Annotated in this window: 25 protein-coding genes and 1 tRNA gene; 16 read left to right on the top strand and 10 right to left on the bottom strand. The window is 58.5% G+C overall.

The window, feature by feature from the left end; translation table 11 throughout:
* Window positions 1-269: 269 nt before the first annotated feature.
* The 3 genes from ACR3E7_RS15320 to ACR3E7_RS15330 all read left to right on the top strand — a co-directional run bounded on the left by ACR3E7_RS15320 (window position 270) and on the right by ACR3E7_RS15330 (window position 2149).
* Window positions 270-785, top strand: a complete 516-nt coding sequence (locus ACR3E7_RS15320; RefSeq protein WP_480504102.1) for a DUF805 domain-containing protein — start codon at window positions 270-272, stop codon at window positions 783-785.
* A gap of 73 nt (window positions 786-858) precedes the next feature.
* A complete protein-coding gene (locus ACR3E7_RS15325; RefSeq protein WP_480504101.1) occupies window positions 859-1629 on the top strand; it encodes a hypothetical protein in 771 nt (256 codons plus the stop codon).
* Window positions 1613-2149: a hypothetical protein gene (locus ACR3E7_RS15330; protein ID WP_480504099.1), complete on the top strand. Its 537-nt coding sequence runs from the start codon at window positions 1613-1615 to the stop codon at window positions 2147-2149. Before ACR3E7_RS15325 ends, ACR3E7_RS15330 begins: the two co-directional genes overlap by 17 nt.
* Before the next feature lie 229 nt (window positions 2150-2378).
* On the opposite strand, the gene ACR3E7_RS15335 is transcribed toward ACR3E7_RS15330, so the two are convergent.
* Both ACR3E7_RS15335 and ACR3E7_RS15340 read right to left on the bottom strand, forming a co-directional pair.
* Window positions 2379-2753, bottom strand: coding sequence for a cupin domain-containing protein (locus ACR3E7_RS15335; RefSeq protein WP_480504098.1), 375 nt, complete (start codon window positions 2751-2753; stop codon window positions 2379-2381).
* 33 nt (window positions 2754-2786) lie between these two features.
* Entirely contained in the window at window positions 2787-4178 is a 1392-nt protein-coding gene (locus tag ACR3E7_RS15340) for an alpha/beta fold hydrolase (protein ID WP_170790480.1), read from the bottom strand.
* A 185-nt stretch (window positions 4179-4363) separates the two neighbouring features.
* On the opposite strand from ACR3E7_RS15340, the gene ACR3E7_RS15345 reads away from it, so the two are divergent.
* Window positions 4364-4777 (top strand): VOC family protein, encoded by a 414-nt coding sequence (locus tag ACR3E7_RS15345; RefSeq protein ID WP_170787455.1) that lies wholly within the window; start codon window positions 4364-4366, stop codon window positions 4775-4777.
* Here the strand turns inward: ACR3E7_RS15345 and ACR3E7_RS15350 are convergent.
* Entirely contained in the window at window positions 4752-5609 is an 858-nt protein-coding gene (locus ACR3E7_RS15350) for a GntR family transcriptional regulator (protein ID WP_480504268.1), read from the bottom strand. The genes ACR3E7_RS15345 and ACR3E7_RS15350 overlap by 26 nt on opposite strands.
* A gap of 163 nt (window positions 5610-5772) precedes the next feature.
* Between ACR3E7_RS15350 and mgrA the strand changes: the two genes are divergently transcribed.
* From mgrA to ACR3E7_RS15405, 11 genes are all read left to right on the top strand, one after another.
* Window positions 5773-6801: an L-glyceraldehyde 3-phosphate reductase gene (gene mgrA, locus ACR3E7_RS15355; protein WP_480504097.1), complete on the top strand. Its 1029-nt coding sequence runs from the start codon at window positions 5773-5775 to the stop codon at window positions 6799-6801.
* Window positions 6777-7736, top strand: coding sequence for an NAD(P)-dependent oxidoreductase (locus tag ACR3E7_RS15360; RefSeq protein WP_480504096.1), 960 nt, complete (start codon window positions 6777-6779; stop codon window positions 7734-7736). Before mgrA ends, ACR3E7_RS15360 begins: the two co-directional genes overlap by 25 nt.
* Window positions 7737-7819: 83 nt before the next feature.
* On the top strand, window positions 7820-10033 hold the full coding sequence (locus ACR3E7_RS15365) for a hybrid sensor histidine kinase/response regulator (protein ID WP_480504095.1): 2214 nt from the start codon (window positions 7820-7822) through the stop codon (window positions 10031-10033).
* 137 nt (window positions 10034-10170) lie between these two features.
* Window positions 10171-11277, top strand: a complete 1107-nt coding sequence (locus tag ACR3E7_RS15370; RefSeq protein WP_237218041.1) for a cytochrome-c peroxidase — start codon at window positions 10171-10173, stop codon at window positions 11275-11277.
* Between the two features lie 11 nt (window positions 11278-11288).
* A complete protein-coding gene (locus ACR3E7_RS15375) occupies window positions 11289-12473 on the top strand; it encodes a cytochrome-c peroxidase (protein ID WP_480504094.1) in 1185 nt (394 codons plus the stop codon).
* 5 nt (window positions 12474-12478) lie between these two features.
* Window positions 12479-13048, top strand: a complete 570-nt coding sequence (locus tag ACR3E7_RS15380; protein WP_170724694.1) for an arsenate reductase (azurin) small subunit — start codon at window positions 12479-12481, stop codon at window positions 13046-13048.
* 17 nt (window positions 13049-13065) lie between these two features.
* On the top strand, window positions 13066-15747 hold the full coding sequence (locus ACR3E7_RS15385; RefSeq protein WP_480504093.1) for an arsenate reductase (azurin) large subunit: 2682 nt from the start codon (window positions 13066-13068) through the stop codon (window positions 15745-15747).
* Between the two features lie 144 nt (window positions 15748-15891).
* On the top strand, window positions 15892-18096 hold the full coding sequence (locus ACR3E7_RS15390) for a HEAT repeat domain-containing protein (protein WP_480504092.1): 2205 nt from the start codon (window positions 15892-15894) through the stop codon (window positions 18094-18096).
* 17 nt (window positions 18097-18113) lie between these two features.
* Complete coding sequence (locus ACR3E7_RS15395) at window positions 18114-18596, top strand: cupredoxin domain-containing protein (RefSeq protein WP_480504091.1); 483 nt, start codon at window positions 18114-18116, stop codon at window positions 18594-18596.
* The gene (locus ACR3E7_RS15400) at window positions 18589-19833 is read left to right on the top strand and encodes a molybdopterin molybdotransferase MoeA (RefSeq protein ID WP_480504090.1); all 1245 of its coding nucleotides are present in this window, start codon (window positions 18589-18591) and stop codon (window positions 19831-19833) included. Before ACR3E7_RS15395 ends, ACR3E7_RS15400 begins: the two co-directional genes overlap by 8 nt.
* Window positions 19834-19942: 109 nt before the next feature.
* On the top strand, window positions 19943-20668 hold the full coding sequence (locus ACR3E7_RS15405; RefSeq protein ID WP_480504089.1) for a response regulator: 726 nt from the start codon (window positions 19943-19945) through the stop codon (window positions 20666-20668).
* Here the strand turns inward: ACR3E7_RS15405 and ACR3E7_RS15410 are convergent.
* The 7 genes from ACR3E7_RS15410 to ACR3E7_RS15440 all read right to left on the bottom strand — a co-directional run bounded on the left by ACR3E7_RS15410 (window position 20665) and on the right by ACR3E7_RS15440 (window position 24527).
* On the bottom strand, window positions 20665-21183 hold the full coding sequence (locus ACR3E7_RS15410; protein ID WP_480504087.1) for an N-acetyltransferase family protein: 519 nt from the start codon (window positions 21181-21183) through the stop codon (window positions 20665-20667). The genes ACR3E7_RS15405 and ACR3E7_RS15410 overlap by 4 nt on opposite strands.
* Entirely contained in the window at window positions 21180-21734 is a 555-nt protein-coding gene (locus ACR3E7_RS15415) for a helix-turn-helix domain-containing protein (RefSeq protein ID WP_480504085.1), read from the bottom strand. The genes ACR3E7_RS15410 and ACR3E7_RS15415 overlap by 4 nt, the downstream gene beginning before the upstream one ends.
* Before the next feature lie 114 nt (window positions 21735-21848).
* The gene (locus tag ACR3E7_RS15420) at window positions 21849-22865 is read right to left on the bottom strand and encodes an extracellular solute-binding protein (protein ID WP_480504084.1); all 1017 of its coding nucleotides are present in this window, start codon (window positions 22863-22865) and stop codon (window positions 21849-21851) included.
* Window positions 22866-23055: 190 nt separating this feature from the next.
* Window positions 23056-23436, bottom strand: a complete 381-nt coding sequence (locus ACR3E7_RS15425; protein WP_480504083.1) for a hypothetical protein — start codon at window positions 23434-23436, stop codon at window positions 23056-23058.
* Between the two features lie 78 nt (window positions 23437-23514).
* The gene (locus ACR3E7_RS15430) at window positions 23515-23916 is read right to left on the bottom strand and encodes a DM13 domain-containing protein (protein WP_170775506.1); all 402 of its coding nucleotides are present in this window, start codon (window positions 23914-23916) and stop codon (window positions 23515-23517) included.
* Window positions 23917-24236: 320 nt separating this feature from the next.
* Window positions 24237-24362 carry a type B 50S ribosomal protein L36 gene (ykgO, locus tag ACR3E7_RS15435; protein ID WP_005648635.1) on the bottom strand — a complete coding sequence of 42 codons (126 nt, stop codon included), beginning with the start codon at window positions 24360-24362 and terminating at the stop codon, window positions 24237-24239.
* 90 nt (window positions 24363-24452) lie between these two features.
* Window positions 24453-24527, bottom strand: a tRNA-Val gene (locus ACR3E7_RS15440).
* Between the two features lie 148 nt (window positions 24528-24675).
* On the opposite strand from ACR3E7_RS15440, the gene ACR3E7_RS15445 reads away from it, so the two are divergent.
* A complete protein-coding gene (locus tag ACR3E7_RS15445) occupies window positions 24676-25536 on the top strand; it encodes an N-formylglutamate amidohydrolase (protein ID WP_170787480.1) in 861 nt (286 codons plus the stop codon).
* Window position 25537 lies beyond the last annotated feature (1 nt).

Consider the following 25537-nt stretch of genomic DNA (forward strand, 5'->3'; position numbering starts at 1 on the left):
CAGCACTCACTCTAGCGGCTGGAAGGGCCCGGCAACGCGAGCAACAACGACAACAACGGAGGTAAAATGAAAGTTGTGTCGAATTCGCATGTTTGAATCTATTTTTTAATAAATCAACATTTTTTCCGCGCGTAAACTTCTTTACGCTCTCGTACGATAGGCGTCTGCCTTCAAACAAAAAGGTTAGTGGGCGCATCCTTAGGGTCGCGTGAGTTCTTCTGAGCGGCGAAGCGTTTTCGACGCACAGAAAGTCAATAAAGGAGTGAAAAATGGGATTTGGTGAAGCCGTTAAAACGTGTTTTTCGAAATACTTCCAGTTTTCCGGCCGGGCTTTACGCTCAGAATACTGGTGGTTCTTCTTGTTTGTGGTTCTCGTGAGTGCCGCTTTAGCAATGTTGGATTCGATCCTTTTTGGAACCAACCCCGACACGGGCCAAGGCTCTCAGGTTCTGTCCTCCGTTTTTCAACTGGCCGTCATAATACCCATGCTCGCCGTCGGTTGGAGAAGGCTGCACGATACAGGGCGACCTGGCTGGTACTTGCTGTTGCCAATGGCGCTCAGCATTACAACGCTTTTTGTTATGCTGGGTGGGGTGGCGTTCTTTTCGGTATTGGAGCAAGGGACGGATAACCCCGATGCATTGCGAGGACCCGCGGCCGTCCTGGGCGTAACCGGTATTGTTGTTGTCTCAATTCTTCAATTGGTTCTGTCCATTCTGATGATCTGGTGGCTGACGCGCCCTTCGGAAGAAGGCGCAAACGAATACGGCGCACCTGTTTCCTGACCTGGTTGCCCAGGTAACGGGCCGGAATCTCTGCTGGGTGAAAGTCCGAACCGCAACACCATGGAGAGTGAAAATGAGTTTCAAAACGATTTCCATTGGAGCGTTGATGATGGCAATGGCGACCACTGCATCGGCGGAGTGGTCGTTCAGTTCCGGGCCTAATCCCAATGCATTTATTCAGACCGGAAACATGACGCTGGAACTTCAGTGTAACCGTATCCGCTTTGCTCCGGCTGGATACGAGGACAGCCAGGACATTGCGGACAAGCAGGGGCTTTCCATTCGTTTCTTGAAGAACGGCACCACCGAAGTTGGCGCATTTCAGGTTGGCGCAGAGAACGCTGACGTGCAGATCGTCGACAATTATCCTGTCGAGGTCAGTTTCAATAGTCAGCAGGATTATGGTTTTGTGCTGGACCAGCTTGCGGCCAATGCATCGGTTAATTTGTCGATGATTGATCAAGATGTCAGTTACGGAATCTTTGACTTGAAGGGTTCCAGCTCGGCAATCCAGTCCCTTCGTTCCGCCTGCGAGTCAGATTTTAACCAGGGGGCCTCCTACGAAGCGCCCGAAGGCATCGTCTATTGTGGTGGCGGGGCGATAGAGCGCGTGATCGAACCCGTAATTTTGGACAATCCAGAGGGGGAGTGGGACGCGCGAGTAACGGTCAACGGCGAGTCGATCAGAGCCATGACTGCCTACAGTTACTTCGGAAATTCTGAGCCGCCGACCGGATTTGTCGTAGCCCTACTTGGGGAAGACAGGTCCGAGTTTCTGATTTTTAACGAAGGCTCGGCAAACTGGCTGGAATACGGGGACTACAGGTATGATCAGTGCAATTGATACCGCCTTCCAACCGGCTTCCCAATTGGCAAGCTACTTGAAACGTTTGGTATCTGCGATCCTGCTTGGTTCGGGCCTGGTTTGGACCTCACCAGTTGTCGCGGCTGACGTTTCGCAACTTCCAACCGGTTTACGAGCAAAGGTTGATCTGGCGGCGCAGGCATGCGCGGAGTTCAACAACGGTCAGTTTGACTTAGATTGGGGCGCGGTTGAAAGGATCGATCTCGACGGAGATCTACAACGCGACTGGGTTTTGAATGAGTCTGGTTTTGCGTGTTCGAGCGCCGCATCTCTTTACTGCGGAACTGGCGGATGCATGTCACACTTCTTGATTGAAGAGGAGGTTCAATCCTTGCTCAACCAGGGCTGGACGGTTGTTGATTTTGGGCGTCAACGCGTTGTTGTTGCGGATATTCATGGATCCAATTGCGACGGAATAAACCCAACGCCTTGCGTCACCGCCAGTGTTTGGGATGCGGACGCTAAGACGTGGCGCTCGTCTGCTGGCGATTGGGAATAAGTTGCAATTAGGCACTGCAGATAAGCCTGAGAGCCTGTTTGTTCGATGAGTTCTCTGCAGCATGCAAACTTATGGGCAAATCGTACAAAGCTATGCGCAAATACCGCGTAAAGGTTTACGCAAAGTTCCAAGATTTTCTTTAGTCAAACCAACGTGGGCAATGCAGCGTATTGCGCAGACCTACAGGAAATCGCCGGAGGCATTTTCGCCATCGGCATTCCCGCTTCCGTCAGTCGAACCCACCCGGTTTATGCCCGAAGAAGACCTTGATGACATCCTCGATGATGTTCCACGTCACGCGGCTGCCGTCCCGGACGAAATAGCTATCTCCTACATCCAGATCGGTGGTGTGCCCTGTACTGTAGTCGATTATTTGGCAACGGCCGGACAGGATAGTCATTAGCTCATCCCCCTGTTCGGTGCATTCAAACACTCCTTTGGTGCAGCGCCAGATTCCGGCGCGTGTTACATGTCCGGGGCCGCCGTCGTCCATCCGGCCAGAGGCTTTGGGCTGACCTTCCAATATCTTGTAGTCGCTGCTGGGGTTGTCGAAAGGCCAGACCTCCAAGGGGCCGATTTCATCCAGCGTCGTGTATTTCCGCATAGTCGCTCTGTCATCTCTGTTTTGCGGGGCAGGTTAGCCGCCATGCTGCCGCAGGAAAGGGCCAATCTCCTGAAAAAACTCGTCAAAGCCCGCGTGCCCTCGGATCATGCAGTGATTGGCGCCCGGAAGTTCGACGAATTCGGCGGTTGGAACTTCGCGCGCGGTTTCGCGGCCTTCGCTGATCGGGGCAGCCATGTCATCTCTGACATGCAACACCAATGTCGGCACGTTTAGCCGTTGTGCATCCGCGCGGGCATCCACATAAGCGTTCATCTCCATGATCCGCAGCGCCGTTTCGGGGCTGGCCGAGATACGCTGCATCTCATCAAAGCTTGCACCTTCTTCCGGAGTGGCGTCTGGCATATAAGATGAGGTGAAGAAATGGCGATAGACCGGATTGGGTGAGCCCCACCCGGCGGATACCATCGCGCGGGAGGCCTGATAGAATTGTTCGGCTTCGGCGTCGCCCCGCATCATGCGACCCCGGACATAGCCGCCCAGTAGGATCAGAAACTTGACGCGATCGGGGTATGTGGCCGCAAACCGGATCGAAAAGGCCGAGCCCTGGCTGATCCCGAACAGGCCGAATTGATCCAGCCCCGCTGCATCGGCGACGGCGATCATGTCGTCGATCATCCTATCCTCTGAAATATCACCCACATCCCAGTCCGAAAGCCCATTGCCGCGCTGATCGAACCGCACCAGATGGCAAAGCTTGGACATCTCGGACAGGAAATCGCCCCAGACGGGGCTGGTCCATTCATACTCGATATGGTTCAGCCAGTTCGGCGCTTTGAGCACGGGCGTCCCTTGTCCGGTCGAGGCCCAGGCCAGATTGACCCCGTCCGCCGATTTGCAGAACCTTACCCGCTGTTGCAGCGAGATATCGGGTGCCACGCGCCGGGGGGCGGCCTGCGGTGACCAGTGCCAGACCCGGATCGGTCGGCTGATATTCTTGACGCGCTGCCCGCCCATATCCCGAAACGGCGTATCGACACGATCCTGCACGGCCTGATGCACAATGTCTGAGACGCAAACTCCGCCAGGCTCTGCCAGCCCTTCCAGTCTTGCGGCGACGTTGACACCGTCGCCAAAGATGTCGCCCTCATCGAAAATGACATCACCCAGATTGATGCCGACGCGGAAGCGGATCCTCTGATCATCTTCAAGATCTGTTTCATTCAGGTTCATCGCTTTTTGGATGTTCACGGCGCAGCGCACTGCGTCCTGAACGGATTCGAAGGTGGCCAACATGCCATCGCCAGTGGTTTTCACAATGCTGCCGCGGCTGCGCTCGATTTCGGGGTCGATCAATTCGCGTCGGTATTTCTTTTGCCGGGACAAAACGCCCAGTTCGTCCAGTTCCATCAGCCGGGAATACCCGACCATGTCAGCCGCCAGAATAGCCGAGAGCCGCTGTTCCATTCCCCCCTCCGTCTGCTGCACCTGTCTGGCGCTTAGGGGTCAGTATACGGGAAAGTGGCGGTCTTGTCGCAATAGCAAAGACATATCCTTGAATTTGCGGTTTCGCGGCGATGCGGAATGCGTAATCTTCGGGGCAAACCGAATGATTGCAGCCCATCGGATCAACGTCAGGATACGCACAGATCATGAAACTGGAATTCCACCACATCAACTATGTCTCGCAGGACGTGGAGCGCCTGCATCATTTCTACACGCACGTCCTCGGGCTGGACGACATCCCGATCGAGAACTTCCCCCGACCTGATGAGACCGAAGACAGCGGCTATAGCGGCAAGATCCGTTTTGCCACAGATGGTCATATGCAGATGCATCTGGCCGAGAAAGATCTTGGTGTGGCATTCAAACACAGTGAGTCCATCAATCCGGTTGAACGCGGGCATATTGCCTTCAGAACCGATGATATTGCGGCTTTCAAGAAATTGTTGGACGACAACGGCATCCCCTATTCCGACTATGGGACAGCCTTCGCCAAGGAATGGCACCAGGTGTTCTTTCAAGACCCAGAGGGCAACATCATCGAGGTTCATCAGGCGGTTTAGCAGTCGCTTGGGCAAAGCGGCGGCGGGTGGTGTCCAGATGCGCGGCCATCGCGGCCCGGGCCTTGCGCTTGTCCCGTCTTTCGATGCTGTCGATGATGGCAAGGTGATCGGCGGTGGCTGTCAGGTGATGGTCGAGCTGGTTTTCTAGCGGCCACAGGTAGTGGTGGTTAAAGATCATCGCAATCGCGTCCTGAAAGCCGACGATCAACCGGTTTCCCGCGTGATCATTCAGGAAGCGGTGAAACTTGGTGTCCAATGCCGGGAAATCCAACGTGGAAAGATCGGCGCTGGCGGTCACAGCCTGATGCTCTTGCCGCAACCGTGCCAGACCACCCCAGAACGGATGCTGCTCCGGCAGGCAGCACAGGTTTTCCACCGCGCGGCTTTCGAACATGACGCGAACCTCGTGCAGCTCCAGCGCATATTGACGGGTGACGCCCTCCAGCACCCAGCGCCTGTGGTGATCCTTGCGCACAAATCCAAACCGGCTGAGGCCGATCAGAAACTCGCGGATAGTTTGAACCGAGACATCCAAATGCCGCGCCAGTTGCCCTTCGTTCAGCCGCGTTCCGGGGCCCAGATCTTGATTGCGGATCATCTGCATGAACGCGGCTTCAAGCGCGTCGCGTGTGTCCATCGTTTGGGCGGCTGAAAAGTAATCGGCCTGTTCCGGCAAGCGCTGCACGTCATAGCCCCGTCCTTGTCGGGCAAGCAAACCCCTTTTTTCCAGATAGGACAGAACGGCCCGCACTGTAGTGCGGCTGACCCCCAAATGACGCGCCAATTGCGAGATATTGGTGACCTCTGCCCCGGCCATCAGCCTGTCCAGCATGGCGTTGCAGGCGCTTTTGAAAACTCGGTCCGGGCGCGGCAAACTTGTGGTCCTTGATGTTCATTACGCTGTATTAAATGGGGTTAAAGACATTTGAGGGCAAGGGGCCGGACCCATATCATAGCGCCAACTCCGATCTGCTATATCGTCAGGATTTTCCCCAATGCCATATGTCCCCAGTGCCACCCGCTACGATAAAATGATTTATAACTCTTGCGGAAGCAGCGGGCTGAAACTGCCTGCTATCTCGTTGGGGTTGTGGCATAATTTCGGGCATGATCGCCCCCATCAGTTGAAACAGGAGCTGTGCCGCACGGCCTTTGATCTGGGGATCACGCATTTCGATCTGGCAAACAATTATGGCCCGCCGCCAGGCAGCGCCGAAGAGGCGTTTGGCGAGATTTTGAAAACCGATTTCGCCGCATACCGTGATGAATTGGTCATCTCATCCAAGGCCGGGTATGGGATGTGGCCCGGCCCCTACGGCGAATGGGGCAGCCGAAAATACTTGATCGCCTCTTGTGACCAAAGCTTGAAACGGATGGGGCTCGACTATGTCGATATCTTTTATTCCCACCGGTTCGACCCGAACACACCGCTCGAGGAAACGATGGGCGCGTTGGATCAGATCGTGCGCTCTGGCAAGGCACTGTATGTCGGCATTTCGTCCTATAACTCGCAACGCACGCGCGAGGCTGCGGCTATTCTAAAGGATCTGGGTACGCCCTGTATCATCCATCAGCCCAGCTACAATATGATCAACCGTTGGGTGGAAACGGATGGGTTGAAAGCCACGCTGAAAGAGCTGGGGATCGGGTCCATCGCCTTCACGCCGCTGGCGCAAGGAATGCTGACCGGAAAATACCTGAATGGCCTGCCGGAAGGCAGTCGCGCCACCGAGGACAAGTCCCTCAACCCCGACCTGCTGACCGAAGCCACCATGCAGAATTTGCGCAACCTTGATGCCATCGCCAATCGGCGCGGTCAGACGCTGGCGCAGATGGCAATTGCCTGGGTGCTGCGCGAGGGCGGGATCACAACTGCTTTGATTGGGGCATCGCGGACGGAACAGATCGTTGACTGTGTCGGCGCGCTGAAGAACATTGAATTCACGTCCGAAGAACTGGCCGAGATCGACCTCTATTCCTCCAATGGCGAGGTCAATCTGTGGACCCAGTCCTCGGACGCCTGAGCCGCGACAGCAACAAAGGAAATCCCATGAACAAACCCGTAATCGGTTTTATCGGCGTTGGCCTGATGGGCCATGGCATGGCCAAGAACATCGTGGAAAACGGCTATCCGCTGGTGGTGATGGCGCATCGTAATCGCCAACCGGTCGAAGACCTGTTGCAGCGCGGCGCGACCGAGGTTCATTCGGCTCGTGAGATGGCCGAGGCCTGCGACATCATCCACCTCTGTGTCTCAGGCAGTCCACAAGTGGAACAGCTGGTGCGGGCCCCCGACGGGATCATCGCCGCAGGAAAAAAGGGTTTGATCGTTGTGGATTGTTCCACCTCGGACCCGGTTTCGACCCTGCAGCTGGCCGAGGAACTCCGTGGCGCAGGCATGGACCTGGCCGACGCTCCGCTGGGGCGCACCCCGAAAGAGGCCGAGGCCGGAACGCTGGATGCCATGGTTGGCGCGTCGCCCGAGACTTTTGCGCGCATCAAGCCGGTGATTGACTGCTGGGCCGGGCTGGTTGTCCACATGGGTGAGGTCGGATTGGGCCACAAAATGAAGCTGATCAACAACTTCGTCGCCATGGGCTATGCGGTCCTGTATTCCGAGGCGCTGGCCGTGGCCCGAAAGTCGGGTCTGAGCGCGGAACAGGTGGATTCCGTTCTGCGCCCCGGTCGTTTGTCGAACGGGTTCTACGAGACCTTTATGAAATGGACGCTGGAGCGAGACGAAAACGCCCATCGTTTTGCCATCACCAACGCGCATAAGGACATGCGGTACCTTTCGAACCTGGCCAACAGCATCGGTGCGGTCACGCCGGTTCAGGCGACTCTGCGCAATGCCTTCGCGGCCATGGAGGCTGCGGGCCGGGGTGAGGACTACGTTCCCATGATGGCCGATTTCATTGCGGAAACAAACGGTTTGGGCGACGACGTCCCCAAAGCGTAGATATGCCGCGCCCGCAGCCATAGCGTGCGCGTATAAAACGTGACACACCTTTTCCTGTTGATCCAATTGGGAAGGGTGCAGGCATGAGCGACAGTCCCGACGTGATAAGCGGGTCTCTGAAGCGACCCTTGGCGGTGGCCTTTGCAATTGGCCTTGCGCTCGTGATCATCCTGTCTGTGTTTCTTTACATGTCACGCGAGACCGGTGCGCGCATTGGTGAAATGCGGGTGGCGTGGCAGGAATACTCAGCCGAGACCACGCCGCGTGGTTATTGGATTTCAGATATCCGCGAGGATTTCGGCTATGGCGGCCTGATTCACAATTTCAAGAACTACGTCTTGCGTCATGACCCTGACTTGGGGCCGCGTCTGCGGCGGCAATCGCAAAGTTTGCTCGGGACGATTGCGGCCTATCGCGCCTCGAACCCGTCTCCGACGGAACTGGAGGCCCTTCAACAGATTGAGGCCGTGGCGCTGGAATATACTGGCAATATTCCCCTGATTGAGGATGGCATTGCCGCCGGTCTAAGCGCCGAACAAATCGACGCCTTGGTCCGTGTCGATGACAATGATGCTTTGGCAGCGCTGGCAACGCTTGAAACCCTGTGGGTGCAGGAGCGTGACAGAAGCTTGTCCGGTATGGTGCGTGCCTTTTCGGATGGCGAACGTCTGGTGCGCAACTTCTCGGTCCTGTTGATCGGGCTGATCGTTCTGGTCGGGTTCATTGCCATCCTCACGACGTTTCTGATCACCAACATCCTGCGCGCCAACCGTCGTCTGAAGGCCGAACTGGCGCTGCGTGAACAGGTTGAGCTGGCCGAGCGAAAGCTGGCCCGTGCGGTCGAACAAAGCCCGGCCTCGATCATCATCACGGATACTGATCTGAAGATCGAATATGCCAACCGCAAGTTCTTTGAACTCAGCGGCTATGGTCCGTCAGAGGTTTATGGCCATTCGCCCAAAATGCTGCAATCGGGACATTCGGGGCAGGGGGTTTACGGCGACCTGAAGGCCAAGCTGAGAAACGGTCAAAGCTGGTATGGTGTGTTTCGCAACCTGCGCAAAGATGGGACGCATTACTGGGTCTCGACCGCGATTTTCCCGCTGGTCGATCAGAATGGCAGCATCACCCACTATATCGGTATCGGCGAGGACATGACCGAGTCCCGCCGCACGCGCGAGCAATTCGCGCAAGTGCAGAAGATGGAGGCCGTGGGCATTCTGGCCGGGTCAGTGGCGCATGATTTCAACAACGTGTTGATGAGCGTGATCGGCAATGCCGAGCTGATCGAACTGGACGCCGAAGACAACGAGGACATTCAGACCTCGGTCGATCACATCCGCATCGCGGCACGTCGGGCGCAGGCGCTGGTTCGCAAGATGCTAACCTTTGCCCGCCAACGGCCCCGCAACCCTCAGCGCGGCGATATGGTCAAAGCCACGCAAGAGGCGCTGGACCTGATCAAGGTCGCCGCCCCACCTAGTATCGAGACCCGCTTTGACGTCGATATAGATCAGGCCTTTGCGGAGTTTGACGGCACACTGTTTTTCCAGACCCTGCTGAACCTGTGCCACAATGCGTTCGAGGCGATCGGCGATCACCCGGGCGAGGTTGTGTTGCGCATCAGCCAAGCCGAAGACACTGCGTTGGACGACCTGCCGGACGATGCGATTGGCGTAATCCGGTTGGACGTAACCGATGACGGGCCGGGAATGACGCCCGAAGTACAGGACAAGCTATTCGAGCCCTTCTTCTCGACCAAACCTGTGGGCAAGGGCACTGGTCTGGGCATGGCCATCGTCCGCAACAGTGTCGAGGAATGCCGCGGTCGGGTCGAATTGCATTCGGAACCCGACAAGGGAACTCGGTTCAGCCTCTTCTATCCGATGATGCCGGTTCTAAGCGCGCAACAACAGGAAGAGGCGCGCGCCGTCACGGGGGATGAGCACATCCTGCTGGTCGATGACGACGAAAACATCCTCTATGTCACGCGCCGGTTGCTGACGCGCTATGGCTACCGGGTCGAGGCCTATTCCGAGCCGATGCGCGCGCTGGATGCCTTTAGGGCGGCCCCGGACAGCTATGACGTAATTGTGTCGGATTTGATGATGCCGGGGCTGATGGGGACCGATCTCATCGCGTCTGCACGGGCTGTTCGACCGAATGTTCCGACGATTCTGGTCAGCAGTTATTTTGATGATGCAGAAAGCCCGGCTGAAGGCGATACGACGGTACGAGTACAAAAACCCTTTGATGTTCAGAGTCTTGCGCGGATTGTACGATCTCTTGTTCCCTGACGCCTGTTACATTTCTTAACATCTTTTCACGTCTTTTCATCGCGTCCAAATCAGTACGACACAACTGCCCTCTAAGGTTCGCCGTGCCGGTCCTCGGCCAAACCGAGTGATCGGAATAGCGATAAAGGGGCTTTTAGATGACAACCAAAGCCAGAACATGGTTCTCGGCGCTGTCGACAGTTTCGCTGCTGACGATGAGTGCTGCGTTCCCGGTTCACCAGGCCCTGGCGGACCAGCCGGGCCCGGTAGAAGCCATAGAGTTCGATCCAGCCAAGGCGGCCCTTGGCAAACGACTTTTCTTTGATCCGCGCCTGTCCGGCGACGCTGCGCTGTCCTGTTCCAGTTGCCACCAGCCGGAAAACGGTTTTACCGACGGGCAGGCCCTGTCGGATGCCTATACGGGCAACCTGCATTTCCGCAACGTGCCAACGCTGATCAACAGCGCCAAGCGCGAGGCATGGTTCCATGACGGGCGGATAGGCACCAACCTGAATGACGTGACCCGCGAAAGCATCACCGAGACCTATTCCATGAACATGGACATGCGTCTTATGCAGGAACGCATCAAGCAGGACCCGGTCTATGTCGAGATGTTCGAAGCCGCCGGATTTGGTGAGCCTTCGAACGGTGGCGTGCGTAACGCGATCCCGGAATATCTGAAAACGCTGATCTCGCGCGGTGCGCCCTTCGACACCGGCGAGATGTCGGACGAGGCCAAAGCGGGGTATGAGCTGTTCAACGCCAGCGGCTGTAGCTCGTGCCACTCGGGCGAGCGATTCACTGACGATCTGCCGCACAATATCGGCGTTGGCGACAACCCTGACATCTGGGCGGACCCGACACGGCACATCACCTTTGTGACCATGATGAAGTTCCTCGGCGTCGAGAACTACATGAACCTGCGTGCTGACCCCGGAGCATATATCCGCACACACACCGCTGACACGTTCGGCACCTTCATGACCCCCACGCTGCGCGAGCTGACCTATACCGCGCCGTATATGCACAACGGCACGATGGAAACGCTCGAAGATGTGGTGGCCTTCTACAACGCCGGTGGCGGTGACGATGAAAACAAGGATCCGCGCATCAAGCCGTTGAACCTTTCCGAGACCGAACAAGCGCAGCTGGTGGCCTTCCTGAAGGCACTGTCCGGCGAGCCGCTGACCGGGCCCGAATTCGTCGCCGAAGAGATCGATACGGATTATGCGCCGATCGAAAACTGGCGTGAAACAACAAACTGAGGAGTGGACCCATGAAAGACCTTAAGTCTTACCTTTCAGGCACAATCGCCACCGCTGCCTTGGTCGCCGCCCTTGGTTCGCAAGCGTTGGCTGCGGACAGTTTGGAGATTGAGGCCGGTATCGGCGGGGCAGACCCCGACCCGGACGCGCCGTTAGTGGCGCTGGGCGAGCCGCCCATCCCGCTGGACAACCCGCAGACCGAGGCCAAGATCGAACTGGGCAAGATGCTGTTCTTCGATCCCCGTCTGGGCGGGAACGAGACAACGCCGTGTTCGGCCTGTCACCTGCCCGATGTGGGCTGGGACGTCGAAGCGCCAATCTCGTTCGGCTATCCCGGCACGACCCACTGGCGCAACAGCCAGACGGTTGTGAACTCGGCCTATTACGGCAAACTGTTCTGGGCAGGTTCTAGCAAAAGCCTTGAAAGCCAGGCCAAATCCGCCGCAGGCGGTGCCGTTGCCGGCAATGGCGAGGCCGACATGATGGAGGCGCGTCTGGCCTTTGTCCCCGAATATGTCGAACGCTTTAACGACGTCTTCGGCGATCAATGGCCGCGCATCAGCAATGCGTGGCGCGCCATCGCTGCGTTTGAACGCACCATCGTTCAGACTGACACGCCCTTCGACAACTATTTGCGTGGGGATGATGCAGCGTTGACCGAGGAACAGAAACGCGGGCTGGAGTTGTTCACCGGCAAGGCGCAATGTTCCGAATGCCACAACGGCGCGCTGCTGTCGGATGAGAAATACTACAACACCGGCGTTCCGCCCTATAGCGGCTGGGAAGATGACGGTCTGGCGCAAGTGACCTTCCGGTACGAGCTGTATGCCAAAGGCTCGACCGAGGATTTCTATCGCCACACCAAGGACGACCCCGGCTTCTATTTCCGCACCAAGGAAAAGGCCGATCTGGGCAAGTTCCGTACGCCATCGTTGCGCTACACCCTCTATACCGAACCTTACATGCATAACGGCATGTTGGAGACGCTTGAGGATGTGGTCGAGTTCTACAACCAGGGCGGCGGCGAGAATGAATTTGCAGCAACCAAATCCGATCTGATCCAGCCGCTTGGCCTGAATGATCAGGAAAAGGCGGACCTGGTGGCCTTCCTGAAATCCCTGTCCGGTGACGAGATTCTGGTCGAAGAACCTGATCTGCCGGATTACCAGCCGCTTCCCGCGGCAGCAGAGGAGTAAGCGTCATGAAAGATCATAACGCAACCGGATGCAGCTGTTCGGGTGAGGCCAAGAAGGCCTGCACCGTGAACCGCCGCCAGTTCCTGTTCGCCTCGGGCGCAACAACCTTTGCCGTGATGGTGGCCATGCCCACTCGCCACGGTCAGGCAGAACAGGTGCCCGCATTGGTATCCACCTATCCGCGCAAGTTGATCGGCAAACTGTCCGAGCTGGAACAGGATGTCCCGGTCGAGTTCTATTACCCCGACGAGGGCGACTACTCGGACTCGATTCTGGTCAAGACCGGCGTGGAAAGTGGCGGTGGCATCGGTCCGCAAAAGGATGTTGTGGCCTTCAACCTCACCTGCACCCACCAGGGCGGGTCGATGTATGACAGCTACAAGCCTGAACATAAGGTGCTGGGCCCGTGCCCGCTGCACCTGTCCACCTATGACGTGACACGGCACGGCATCCTCGTTTCGGGGCAAGCCTATCAGTCGCTGCCGCAGGTCCTTTTGGAACTGGACGGTGATGACATCTACGCCGTCGGCATGTTCGGCCTGATCTACGGCCGCTACGACAACCTGATTGCATAAGGGAAGGGGATACTCACATGGCAACCCCGTATTACGTACCCGAAACCAACGTCCCACTGCCGCCCAAAGGCGCCGAGGTCATCTCGACCGCCTGCGACTACTGCATCGTGGCCTGTGGCTACAAAGTCTACCGCTGGCCTGTGACGGCCAAGCCGGGTGGGCCTACAGCGGACGAAAACGCCTTTGGCGAGGATTTCCCTGTTGCACCCTTGGGTGCATGGGTCGCGCCGAACCAGCACAATATCGTTCTGCACAAAGGTCAGCCGCACCACGTGGTGATCATCCCTGACAAGGACACGCAATACGTCAACACCGACGGCGACAGTTCCTTGCGGGGCGGGTGTATCGCGCAGAAATGCTATAACCCGCAGACGCCCACACGTGACCGTCTGAAGACGCCGCTGATGCGGATCTATGGCACCTTGATGCCGGTTCCGTGGGATCTGGCGTTGGATGTGGCGGCCGAGGTGGGCAACCACGTCATCGCCAAGCACGGCACCAATGCCTATGGCGTGAAAACCTTCAGCTATCAGTATATCGAGAACACCTATGCGATCTCGAAATACGCGCTGCGCCATATCAACACCGCGAACTTCACCTTCCACGACACGCCGTCCGACGTGACCTCGACCCCCGGTTTCCGGGATGCGGGGTTTGACAACTTCGGCCCGTCCTACGAGGACTGGCGCGATGCGGAAACCCTTCTGGTTTGCGGTACTGACCCGTATGAGACCAAGACCATCCTCTATACCCAGTGGATGATGAAGGGGATGCAGAACGGTCAGAAAGAGATCTATCTGATCCCGCGCAGCTCGGCCGGTGTGGCCCATGCGGTCAAGATGGGCGGCCTGCACATCGACGTTCTGCCCGGCACCGACCTACTGGTCGTCAACGCCATTGCCCGCGTCATCGTGGAAAATGGCTGGGAAGACAGCGACTGGATCAAGAAATGGGTCAACAACAAGTGGGAAAGCTCCTCGGGCTTCGGTCAGGGCACCCGCAACACGCCATGGCAGTGGCGTACGACCTGGGGCAAGTTCCAGACCAAAGGCTTTGAAGACTGGAAAGAGTGGCTGCTGTCGCAGGAAGAGTTCGCGCCCGAGACCGCTGCCGCCATGGCCGAAATCGACGTGCAGAAAATCTATACTGCCGCCGAATGGCTGGCCAAACCCAAGGCGGATGGCACACGGCCCAAAACCTCGGTCATGATCGAGAAAGGGTTCTACTGGTCCAATAACACCGGCAACACACAGGCGATTTCCGCGCTGGGCATCATCTGTGGCTGCGGCGGTCGTCCGGGTCAGGTCATTGGCCGGGCCGGTGGTCACCAGCGGGGTGGCGTGAAGGGCGGGAAATACCCGCGCAACAAATCGCCCGAGAAACTGCCCGGTCGTCGTCGCCGCGCCATGGATACCGACCGGTATCTGATCGCAGGTCATACCCGTATGGCCCATGTGATCGGCACCACCTGGATCCAGTCCATGTGCGGCAGCCAGCAACTGGCCGACAAGTTCGAGGAGCTGACCGTCCGCAACCCGCACCAGATTGCCTCTTTCGACAAGCAAGAGATGATCGATACGCTGAAGGCCCGCGCCGACAGCGGCGGTATGGTGGTGATCAACCAGGACATCTATCTGCAGGACCCGATCGGCAATCGCTATGCCGACATCGTGTTCCCCGCAGCGACCTGGGGTGAAGAGGACTTTTTGCGCGCCAATGGCGAACGCCGTCTGCGTCTGTACCAGAAGTTCTATGATGCGCCCGGTGCGGCGAAACCCGACTGGTGGATCATTGCGCAACTGGCACAGCGGATGGGCTTTGACGGGTTCGACTGGCAGAACTCGAACGAGGTTGCCGAAGAGGCCGTGCGCTTTACCCGCGGGTCGCGCAAGGACTTCCACGCGGTGTTCCGTCTGGCCAAGGCCGAAGGTAAGGGCCTGCACCAGAAGGTCCGTGAATTCGGAACGGATGGGGTGCAATGCCCGGTCATGCTGGATACCGATGGGGTCACGCTGATTGAAACCAAGCGTCTGCACGACACAACCCGCGAACTGCCCGATACCGGTGCAGCTGGTGCGGATGTGTTCAACAAGAAGCTGACGCATTTCAACAGCCAGACCGGCAAGTGCAACATCCAGAAATCGCCTTGGGGCCTGTTCTCGGACTATTGGGAATGGCTGAAACCCAACAAGGAAGAAGGCGAGCTTTGGGCGACCTCTGGTCGGATCAACGAACGCTGGCAGTCCGGTTTCGACGACCGCCGCCGCCCGTATATCGTGCAGCGCTGGCCGGAAAACTGGGTTGAGATTCACCCCGATGATGCGGCTGAACGCGGCATCGAAAGCGGCGACTACGTGATGGTCTACTCGGAACGCGTTCCGGGCAACAAGACCACGCTGCTGGGAGTGGAAGGCGACGACTTCCAGTTCTCGAAACTGATGGAGAACGGGCATATCGAATTGACCAAGGCGGCGATAACCGCCGTGGCCATGGTCACGCCCGCCATCAAGAAAAGCGTGGTTTACATGGACTTCCTGCATATGCAGCAGCCTGCGAACGCGCTTGAGGGCCGGATCGTCGACTGGATCAGCGGCAACTACAACTACAAGATGGGCGTTGCCAAGCTGCGCAAACTGGGGCCGAGCCCCTACAAAACCTCGTTCCGTACGATGTCCTTCGCACCGCGCGACATCGCCTGACGTGTTTCCGGGGGGCGGTCGCCATGCTGCCCCTCGGGTCTGGTCCCACTGCAGAAGGGACCACCTGGAAGGCAGGTATCGGTTGGGAAACCTGCCTTCCACTTTCACCCAACCTCTCCCAACGCAAAACATGGCAGACCCGATATGAACATGCATTCCGATACCGCCCTGCGAGATGAGGCCACCAGCCTGTTCTCGGACTACGCAAAATCCGACTATGACGTGATCCGCCTGCGCGCAATTCAGGCCATGAGTGCCATTGGCGCCGCCAACAGCCCGGCCTTGGTCGAGGCGCTTTTGGACGATGACGAAGACGTCCGCCAGGACGCAGCCCAGGCACTGGGCGCGCTGGGCGTTCAGGACGCAGCACCGCAACTGCTGGAAAACCTGATCCACGATCCCTGTGGCGAGGTCAAACTGGCCTGCGTCACCGCTCTGGCCGAGTTGAAATCCGTAGACGCCGCGCCTTACCTACGCACCCTTGTCGCCGGGCGCGGCGAGGAGATCACATGGGACGAGGACGAGCTGCACCAGGACGAATGGGACGATTGGCTGGACACCCAGATCGCCTCGATCAAAGCGTTGGGCCGGATGGGCGATGTGGCGGCGATCGAACCAATCGTCATGGCCCTGATGGACGAAGACGGGCAGGAACTGGGCGATGTGGCCTGCGAGGCGCTGGGCCGGATTGGTGAGGCTTCCGTGCCGACGCTGGGCGTGTTCACCCAATCCTCGAACCGCCGCCTGTGCCACCGTGCCCTGCGCACTCTGGCCACCATCGGCGGGGCCGAAGCCGAAGCGATCCTACGCAAAGCCACCAACGACAAGGACGGGGCCGTGCGTCTGATCGCCTATGAGGCGCTGATGCCAAACGACCCGGAACTGGTCGAACAGGCCCTGACGGATGCGGTCGAAGATATCCGCATAGCAGCGCTGAACCAGTCTGGCTTTTCGGAACCCGAACTGCTGGATCGCATGATGCGTGATCCTGGTGCCAAGGTGCAGCTGGCGCTGCTCGACCGGCTGGATCGCACCTCGCCGATTCCCGATCAGGACGATCTGCGCTGGCAGGTGCTGGATTTCCTTGCCACCGGTCAACAGCCCGAAGTGTCCGCACAGGCACTGGGCCTGCTGGCGGCGCTGGCCCCGGAACTGGTGGCGGATCGGCTGAACGCGCTGTTCTTGGTCGAGGCTGATGACCTCAAGGCCGAGCGCCTGCAATGGGCCATTGTCGATGCGCTGGCGACCTCGCCTCTGCGTGAGGCGGCGGAATGGCTGCAACGTGCGTGCCGGTCTCCGTTCCGGTCGGTGCGGCTCAAGGCGGTGGCATCGCTGGCGATGATCGTCACGGATGCCGATCGTCCACATGTGAACCAGCAGCAAGGGCGCGAGTTGCTGCTGTCCTTTGCTCTGGCCCCGATGCCTGTGGCCGCAGACGAGGAACCCGCAGAGACCCCGCAAACCGACATCGCCGCGCTGGAAGAGGCCGGTCTGGACGTCTCCGAAGGCGGTGAGAACGGCCCGACCTCAAGCCTTGGAGCGATTCTGGGGCATGACGCGATTGCCGCCGAGATGACTCAGGAAGCGCAAGAGGATGAGGTCCAACCCCTCACCCCCCGCGAACAGGCGTTGCTGGCCAAGGCGACCCGCCACCCCAAACGCCGCCGCGTGGCGCTGGACGACGATGCGGTTGCGTTGCAGCGCGAAACCCGCATGTCCGCCATCCGCCTGCTGGGCGAGGTCAAAGGGATGCAGGTCATGCTGGCCCAGATCGCCCAAGACCCGGAAACCGAGATCGCGCAGCAGGCGTTTGCCGCGCTGGGCGTGGCCGTCGCTCGCCATGGTGCGGAATTGGATCAAGACCAGCTGGTCGATTTGATCACCAAGGGGTTGTCGCACACAGATTCCGCCCTGTCCCAGCAGGCGCTGAAGCTGCTGCAACAGGCTGATCTGCCACCGCAGGATAGCTTGCGCGGCAAACTGCGTGCGATGGTGAAAACCGGCGATACTGCTTTCCGCATCGACGCGATGCATATCCTGACCCGATGGGATGGCACCCCAGACGTGGCGCGCAGCCTGCTGGATGATATCTCGGCCCCTGTGCGGCAGGCGGCCATGCGGCTCTTGTCGGAAACCGCGCCCGATCAGGCGGGGGCGGCCATCGTGCCCTTCCTGTTGGCTAACCCCGAGCAGCGGATTGTGACCTATGTCAAGGACAGCACCCCTGCGATCGTATCCATTGGCCGCGAACTGCTGGCCGAGCTGCGCGACGAAGACCGCCGCGCGCAATGGCCGGTGATGATCAGTGCGCTGGCTGACCTGCTGGGAGAACCCTCACAGGCGGCCTGAAAGGCCCGGAGGGACAGATGACATCATCGCTGAAACTAGGTGCAGCGATATTGGCAGGCGCACTGGCTGTTGCGCCTGCTTGGGCCGAGGATATCCCCGAAATCGCTGTGGTCCACCAGATCATCGACCCGAATGCCGATACCCCGGCCCATGCGTTTAGGTTTGAACCCAAGCTGCTGCATGTCCAAGCGGGCGCGACGGTGCGGTTCAAAGGATCGACAGGGCGTCACACGGTCACGTCAATCCTTCGCATGATCCCTGTGGGTGCCCGCGCGTTCGAGATCCGGGGAAAACCCGAATTGGACCTGACCTTCGACAAAGAAGGCGTCCACGGCATCCGCTGCCGCGTGCATGGCCGTCACGGAATGGTCATGCTGCTGGTGGTCGGCGACCCCGACGCGAACCTTGAGGAGGCCAAGGCCCATCTGTCCGAGCTGGGCGAGGCCGAACGGGCAGGTTTCGAAGAACTTTTTGCTGAAATGGAGGCTCAAAATGGCTGATGGATGTGCCTGCGACCGCCACGCCCATATGTACCTGACTGTTGAGGATGCGCTGCGGCGTGGTCTGTCGGTGGCCGATCCACTGACGGATACCGAAACCCTGCCGCTGATCGACGCCATTGGGCGCGTTCTGGCGCAAGATTGTACCAGCAAGGTGGATATGCCCGCCTTCGACAATTCGGCCATGGATGGCTACGCAGTGCGGACATGTGATCTGGGCAACGGCCCGTTGTTCGAGCTGCCGCTTGCTGGGCGAATCGCGGCAGGAGACAGCGGCGCGCACGACGCGCCTGCGGGCAGCGCCCTGCGGATATTCACTGGTGCGCCGGTTCCGCCGGATTTCGACGCCGTGGTGATGCAGGAAGATTGCGACGCTCTGATCGACGGTATCCGCTTTTCCCGCCGACCCAAGCCGGGCCAGCATATCCGCCGCGCGGGTGAAGACCTGAAAGCGGACGCGCCTATCCTTCGCCGCGGCTGTGAGATCACCGCGCGCGAGGTCGCCGCGCTGGCCTCGGCCGGATATGGAGAGGTTACGGTTTATCGCAAGCTGAAAGTCGCAATCTTTTCCACCGGTAGCGAATTGAAACAACCCGGCGAGACGTTGGGACCGGGGCAGATTTACAATTCAAACCGCTATATGCTGCGGGCGCTGTTGGACAAACCTTGGATCGCATTGACTGACAAGGGCCCGGTCGAGGACAATCCTGCCAAGCTTGAACAAGTGCTGCGCGAGGCCTGCGACAGTGCCGATCTGATCATCACCACGGGTGGCGTCTCGGTCGGTGACGAAGATCACATGCCCCGTGTGTTCGGGGAAATCGGCGGTCAGGTCGATGTGATGAAAGTGGCGATGAAGCCGGGGAAACCGATCATGTTCGGGCGGCGCGGGAACGCGCTTTATGTGGGTCTGCCGGGTAATCCGGTTTCGGCTTATGTGACATGGCAGATCATCGGATCGCAAATGATGGCCCGCCGTGCCGGACTGCACCATGCCTCGCAAACACCCCAGCAGGCCGTTCTGGCCGAACCGCTGCGCCGGCGTGCCGGACGTCAGGAATACCGCCCTGTCACCATCGAGGGCCGGACGCCCGACGGCACGCCACGCCTGCGGCTGATGGCGCCGTCCTACAGTGGCCGGGTGGCGCTGTTGGCGCTGGCGGATGGTCTGGCCGTGATCCCTGCCGAGACAGAGGAATTGTCGGAAGGGCATGGACTTACCTTCCTGAGGTTCTAGTTCCAATCGCCATATGCCGACGTTCTGCCACTGCTGGCTTGCTTGTGGTGGAACGCTGTGACTAAAACATTGGCGCGCAAGCGCAACTCGCCTGCACCGGACTGGATATATGGTTCAAGAACATATCCTTGTGGTCGACGACGACCCGCAGATCAGGTCATTCCTGCAACGCTACCTTGAGAAGCAGGGATGTCAGGTCACGTGCGCCGCGGATGGCGATGCGATGGATGCGGTTCTGACCAAGTCCAGCGTCGATCTGATCCTGCTGGATATCGGCCTGCCCGGACGCAACGGTTTTGACATCACGCGCGAGTTGCGGGTGAATTCCAACATCCCCATCATTGTCCTCTCGGGCCGGGATGAGATTTTCGACCGCGTGGTCGGGCTGGAATTCGGGGCCGACGACTATATTACCAAACCCTTCGAGGCACGCGAGGTTCTGGCCCGTATCCGCACCGTTCTGCGCCGGGCAAAGCCCGACGAAAAACCCGCCAATGGCGCGGATGCGCCCTTGATCACGTTCGGGGATTGGGTGCTGAACGTGAACGAACGGACCCTGACCGCAGGCAGCGACGGCGCTGCGGCGGACCTGACGACAACCGAGTTCGACGTGCTGCACGCTTTTGTCTCGAACCCGCATATGGTGTTTTCCCGCGACCAGTTGCTGGACAAGGCGCGCGGACGTGAAACCGTTGTCGGCGACCGGACCATCGACGTCCACGTCATGCGTCTGCGCAAAAAGATCGAACCCGATCCCGCTGCGCCGACCTATATCAAGACCGTGCACGGGATCGGCTACTGCTTTGCGGCGAATGTCCGCAAGACCAACGCTTAGGACAGATCCTTGAACATGTAGGTCGTGGGCTCCAGCCGATCCTCGAACGGGTTGCGGCAATAGTTCGGAATTTCGCCCGCGATCTGAAAGCCGAGGCTTTGATACAACACGCGCGAGGGATCTGAGCTGCGCGTATCCAGAACCAGCATCGTCCGCCCGATCTGCGCGGCACGCTGCTCCAGCGCGATCATCAACGCCCGACCCAGCCCACGCCGACGGGCATCGGGATGTACAAGCAATTTGGCCACGTCTGCGCGATGAGGCTGGTTTGGCATCAAAGCAGGGGCCATTTGTACCGTTCCCAGGATGCGCCCGTCCTGCCGCGCGACGAACAAGTCCAGCGTATTTACCGCGACGCCGGGCCAGACGTGGTCATGCCAATAGGCTCGGGCCTGTTCGGGGGGGAAGGGTAAGACAAAGCCGACGCTGGCCCCGTCCTGCACACAGGCGTGCAGAATGTCCGTCAGGTCGCCGAGCGCGCTTTCCAGGTCTGGTTCTGTCAGTCGGGCAATCATATCAGCACCAGTAGGTATCGTGCACCGCGCGCGCTTGGCGTTTCAAACCGGGTGGGGCCGGACAAGTGATAGCGCAGGCAGTCCCCGCCCGTCAGGTCGTGTGCGACGTCATCGACGGTCAGGGTCAAGGCGCCGTCCAACATGATCAGGTGGTGCTCCTGCCCTGGTTTCGGCGGCGCGTCATAGCTGATTACCGTTGCGGGTGGCAGGTGGCCCTCAAGGACCTCACCGCTCAACCCGTTGGCGGGGGGTGAGACTGAACGGCGGGTAAATCCGGTCTCGGGGTCGTGCCATTCCGGTTGCCTTTCAAAGGGTACACGCGGGGCAAAACTGTCTTCGACCATCATCAACAGTCGGGACATCGGTAAGCTGTAAGCAGCGCATAACCGACCAAGCGTTTCGGCCGTCGGGCTGACGTCTCCTTTTTCCATTCGCGACAGGGTGGCGCGGCTGATACCGCTGTGATCCGCCAACTGATCCAGTGACCAGCCCCGCGTGCGGCGCAGTTCGTTCAGACGGTTGGCTAGTCGGTTTGAGAGGTCATCCAGCATGTTTCAAATATGAGAATCATTTCCGATTATGAGATATTCGGTTTAAAATGCGGCTATGTAAATAGAAAAGAGCGCGGAAAACCGCGCTCTTCCCACACTCGCCGGATTGAAGGATTATTTCCAGCCAACCTCGTTGAAGATCTTCTGTGCTTCGGGGATGTTCTTGGCGACCTCGGACAGGTTCACCTCATCCGCTTTGAACTCGCCCAGCGAGGCCACATTATCGGCCAGCGCCACGCCTTCGACGGCGGGGAATTCATCATTGCCGTTCGAGAAATAGACCTGCGCCTGTTCGCTGGCGAGGTATTCCAGGAATTTCACCGCGTTCTCTTTGTTTGGGGCATGGGCAGCAACACCTGCACCCGACAGATTCATATGAGCACCTTCCGCGTCTTGTGCGGGGAACTGAATGCCGATCATGTCGATATCTGCGCTCAGGCCCTTCACGTCCTTACGCAGCGCGCGAGCAAAGTAGTACGAGTTCGAAACGGCAATTTCGCACTCGCCCGAAACGATCCCGCGCAGCTGGTCAGTGTCTCCGCCCTGCGGGTCACGCGCCATGTTGGCGACAACGCCTTCGGCCCAAGTTTTGGCAGCCCCGGCACCGTGGTTGGTGATGATCGAGGCCAGCAGAGTCTGGTTATAGGTGTTGCTGGACGACCGGATGCAGATCAGACCTTTGTATTCGGGTTTGGCCAGATCCAGATAGCTGGCGGGCGGGGTTGCCACGTCGGCCTTATCAAAGAAAATGATCCGCGCGCGCTGCGAGAAACCGTACCACTGATTGTCTTCGTCTTGCAGGTTGGCCGGGATGCGATCTTCCAGAACCGCGCTGTCGATGGCTTGCAGGATGCCTGCATTCTTGGCGCGCGCTAGACGCGAAGTGTCAACGGTCAGCAGGATATCGGCGGGAGAGTTCGCGCCTTCTGCTTCCATACGTGCAATCAATTCGTCGGCCTTGCCTTCGATGCGGTTGATTGTGATGCCTGTGGCCTCTTCAAAATCGGAATAGAGGCGTTCGTCCGTGTCGTAGTGGCGCGAAGAATAAAGGTTCAGCTCTCCCTCGGCAGCAGCAGAGGTGGCAATCAGGGCCGTCAGCGCGACGGCGATACAGGTAGAGGATTTCAGCATCATATGTCCCAACTTTAAATGTCGTGGCGGGTGATAACCCGACTGATTTGGTCAATTAAACGATTCTGACTGGGATGCAAGGAATTCCGACAAAATTAGTTGGTCAAATGGTCGCTGGCAAAGTGCGGCCTGATTCTGATTATTGAGTGTAGTGTTTCGGGCGGGGGCCGGTTTCTATTTCCACAACCCTTTAGATGGATCGCGAGCGCGGAAGGGTAGCTGCCAGAATGATTGCCCAACCGAGGATTCCCTGGCCATGCGCGCTGAGGTTGCTCTGATACGAGAAGAGCAGCATCTGCAGCGGTTTAACCGGGTCTCGTAGTGGCCAGATGACCCATTGAAAGGGCAAGTCCGGAATGATCATGCGGTAATACATGTAGTAGATTTGCGGCGAAACCCATACGAACAGCCAAAAGAGGATCAGAGCCCCGGACATCCTTGCCCAAAAAGGAAATCGATACAAACCACGCCGGGTCAGATACACCATCAGGACAAACAGAATGAGGCTGAGCAACGCAAGCCCCACCTGTCCCCTTGTCGATAAATCAAAGAACGAATCCTGACTATACACGTCTACCCTCGGTGACTTGGGCAAAAAGAAATCCGCCCACATGTGCAGGCGGATCTCGAAAAAAAGCGTGTACGTGGCTTAGCTGAGCGGTGCAACTGCCAGAATCACAGTGAACTTTTCGCAGTAGATGTAAAGTTCGTTGTATTTCGAAACGTCGATTCCAGCCGGGATCTTGAACGATGCTTCGCCCTTTTTCACGGTCAGTTTGTCGTGGATCTTCGAACCCTTTGCGTATTTCTCACCATTGCCGAAGCCGATCTTGATATCCGGCGGGTTCTTGTTGGGGTCGAACACATAATCGCTCTTGAGGGTGACGGTGTCGCCGGATACGGAAACTGTTCCCTTCACCTTATAGCCGCTGCGACCGGAGAGGCTGCCGGTGCGTTCCTTATCCCCGGCGAATGCAGACGGCGTTCCCAGTGCGACTGCGGTAGCCGAAGCCAGCCCCAGTTTCACGAATTGGCGGCGTTTGATTGTCATGGCGAATTTCCTATCTCGTTCAACGACTGCAAGATGCTGCGCAGACTAAGTGGGCGCTGCCAATTCACATCGCGTCGAGGGAATGTGAGCATCTGAAACAAAAACACCCCAATACATCAATAGAGCGGCCCGCGGGGTGTGAGAGAACCCACGAAAAATAAAGCTGTATCAAAGGGATCGCAGAGATGCGGTGTCGCGGCGTTTGGTGTTTCAGCACGCGCGGACGGGAATTGAGCAAAATTACCAATTTCCGAGTTTTCACGCGCCAACAAAAAAACCGCACCCAGAGGCGCGGTTTTTTAAATCGGTTCGTGCCGTTCTTAGCCCTGGCGAGCTTTGAACTTGCGCTGCGTCTTGTTGATCACGTAGACGCGGCCTTTGCGACGCACAACCCGGCAATCGCGGTGCCGGTTCTTGAGCGAGCGGAGCGAGTTCTTGACCTTCATGGGTCTGTCTCCAATCTGCGGCGCCTTCATCAAGGACGTGGCCAGCGCCTAGGTTAGCGGGTGTCCCGGAAAACCGGAACAGTGAAATCATGGTGGGCGGTACAAGGATCGAACTTGTGACCCCTTCGATGTCAACGAAGTGCTCTACCGCTGAGCTAACCGCCCACTTTCCCTTTGCGTGCCCTGCCCCATAACGAAATGGGGCGCGGATCCCCGCGCCGGTAGCGGGGTCTATAAAAGGAGTCGCAAAGGGGTTCAAGGGGTTTGGTTGAACTATTTTCCGGTCTATGTTCAGTCCGAACAAGGAGTCACCATGCAGAACGCCGCCTATGTACTGGATATGCCCGCCAAGCGCACGTCTTGTGTGGTGTTTTCGTCTCCGCATAGCGGGCGGAACTATCCCGAAAGCCTGCTGAAACGCACGGTTTTGAACCGCAATGCGATTCGGTCCTCGGAAGATGCGTTTGTCGATCAGCTGTTCTCGCCGGTGGCAGATTTCGGGGCACCGCTGATATCGGCCACGAAACCAAGGGCGTATCTGGACCTCAACCGCAGTTCAGAGGAACTGGATCCTGCGCTGATCCAAGGTGCGCGGCGGCAAGGGCACAATCCGCGTGTTGCCTCGGGCCTGGGCGTGATTCCCCGCGTAGTGGCAAATGGGCGCGCGATTTACCGTGGCAAGCTGACGATGGACGAGGCGCGGCTGCGGATCGACACGTGCTGGCGTCCCTATCACGCCCGCCTGAAATCACTTTTGGCCGAATCGCATGCCAAGTTCGGGCAGGCGGTTTTGATTGATTGCCACTCGATGCCGCACGAGGCGGTTGCCATGGCCAGTGGCCCCAAAGCCAAACGGCCGCAAGTTGTGCTTGGCGACCGGTTTGGTGCGTCAGCCTCAACCGAGGTGGTTGACCGGATCGAAGCGGCCTTTGTCGCCGCCGGCCTGACGGTCGTGCGCAACGCTCCGTTTGCGGGGGCCTATGTGACCCAAACCTATGGACGCCCCGCGCGCAACCAACATGCGGTTCAGATCGAGATCGACCGCGCGCTATATATGGATGAGGACCGGATCGAACCTAACGGCAATTTCGCCGAGTTCCGCACACTGTTGCGGCAGGTCATCCGCGATGTCGTCCAGATCGGCGAAGAACCCCTGCGTCTGGCGGCCGAATAGG

The sequence above is a fragment of the Ruegeria sp. BK1 genome (assembly GCF_056535645.1).

Bases quoted from the DNA above. Each gene is read 5' to 3' on its own strand.
- ACR3E7_RS15340 (WP_170790480.1), bottom strand. From the start codon at position 4,178: ATGGAACAGCGGCTCTCGGCTATTCTGGCGGCTGACATGGTCGGGTAT.
- ACR3E7_RS15380 (WP_170724694.1), top strand. From the start codon at position 12,479: ATGAAAGATCATAACGCAACCGGATGCAGCTGTTCGGGTGAGGCCAAG.
- ACR3E7_RS15385 (WP_480504093.1), top strand. From the start codon at position 13,066: ATGGCAACCCCGTATTACGTACCCGAAACCAACGTCCCACTGCCGCCC.
- ACR3E7_RS15375 (WP_480504094.1), top strand. From the start codon at position 11,289: ATGAAAGACCTTAAGTCTTACCTTTCAGGCACAATCGCCACCGCTGCC.
- ACR3E7_RS15350 (WP_480504268.1), bottom strand. From the start codon at position 5,609: ATGCTGGACAGGCTGATGGCCGGGGCAGAGGTCACCAATATCTCGCAA.
- ACR3E7_RS15345 (WP_170787455.1), top strand. From the start codon at position 4,364: ATGAAACTGGAATTCCACCACATCAACTATGTCTCGCAGGACGTGGAG.
- ACR3E7_RS15430 (WP_170775506.1), bottom strand. From the start codon at position 23,916: ATGACAATCAAACGCCGCCAATTCGTGAAACTGGGGCTGGCTTCGGCT.
- ACR3E7_RS15415 (WP_480504085.1), bottom strand. From the start codon at position 21,734: ATGCTGGATGACCTCTCAAACCGACTAGCCAACCGTCTGAACGAACTG.
- ACR3E7_RS15400 (WP_480504090.1), top strand. From the start codon at position 18,589: ATGGCTGATGGATGTGCCTGCGACCGCCACGCCCATATGTACCTGACT.
- ACR3E7_RS15370 (WP_237218041.1), top strand. From the start codon at position 10,171: ATGACAACCAAAGCCAGAACATGGTTCTCGGCGCTGTCGACAGTTTCG.
- ACR3E7_RS15405 (WP_480504089.1), top strand. From the start codon at position 19,943: ATGGTTCAAGAACATATCCTTGTGGTCGACGACGACCCGCAGATCAGG.
- ACR3E7_RS15320 (WP_480504102.1), top strand. From the start codon at position 270: ATGGGATTTGGTGAAGCCGTTAAAACGTGTTTTTCGAAATACTTCCAG.
- ACR3E7_RS15335 (WP_480504098.1), bottom strand. From the start codon at position 2,753: ATGCGGAAATACACGACGCTGGATGAAATCGGCCCCTTGGAGGTCTGG.
- ACR3E7_RS15395 (WP_480504091.1), top strand. From the start codon at position 18,114: ATGACATCATCGCTGAAACTAGGTGCAGCGATATTGGCAGGCGCACTG.
- ACR3E7_RS15325 (WP_480504101.1), top strand. From the start codon at position 859: ATGAGTTTCAAAACGATTTCCATTGGAGCGTTGATGATGGCAATGGCG.
- mgrA (WP_480504097.1), top strand. From the start codon at position 5,773: ATGCCATATGTCCCCAGTGCCACCCGCTACGATAAAATGATTTATAAC.
- ACR3E7_RS15365 (WP_480504095.1), top strand. From the start codon at position 7,820: ATGAGCGACAGTCCCGACGTGATAAGCGGGTCTCTGAAGCGACCCTTG.
- ACR3E7_RS15445 (WP_170787480.1), top strand. From the start codon at position 24,676: ATGCAGAACGCCGCCTATGTACTGGATATGCCCGCCAAGCGCACGTCT.
- ACR3E7_RS15330 (WP_480504099.1), top strand. From the start codon at position 1,613: ATGATCAGTGCAATTGATACCGCCTTCCAACCGGCTTCCCAATTGGCA.
- ACR3E7_RS15410 (WP_480504087.1), bottom strand. From the start codon at position 21,183: ATGATTGCCCGACTGACAGAACCAGACCTGGAAAGCGCGCTCGGCGAC.
- ACR3E7_RS15420 (WP_480504084.1), bottom strand. From the start codon at position 22,865: ATGCTGAAATCCTCTACCTGTATCGCCGTCGCGCTGACGGCCCTGATT.
- ACR3E7_RS15390 (WP_480504092.1), top strand. From the start codon at position 15,892: ATGAACATGCATTCCGATACCGCCCTGCGAGATGAGGCCACCAGCCTG.
- ykgO (WP_005648635.1), bottom strand. From the start codon at position 24,362: ATGAAGGTCAAGAACTCGCTCCGCTCGCTCAAGAACCGGCACCGCGAT.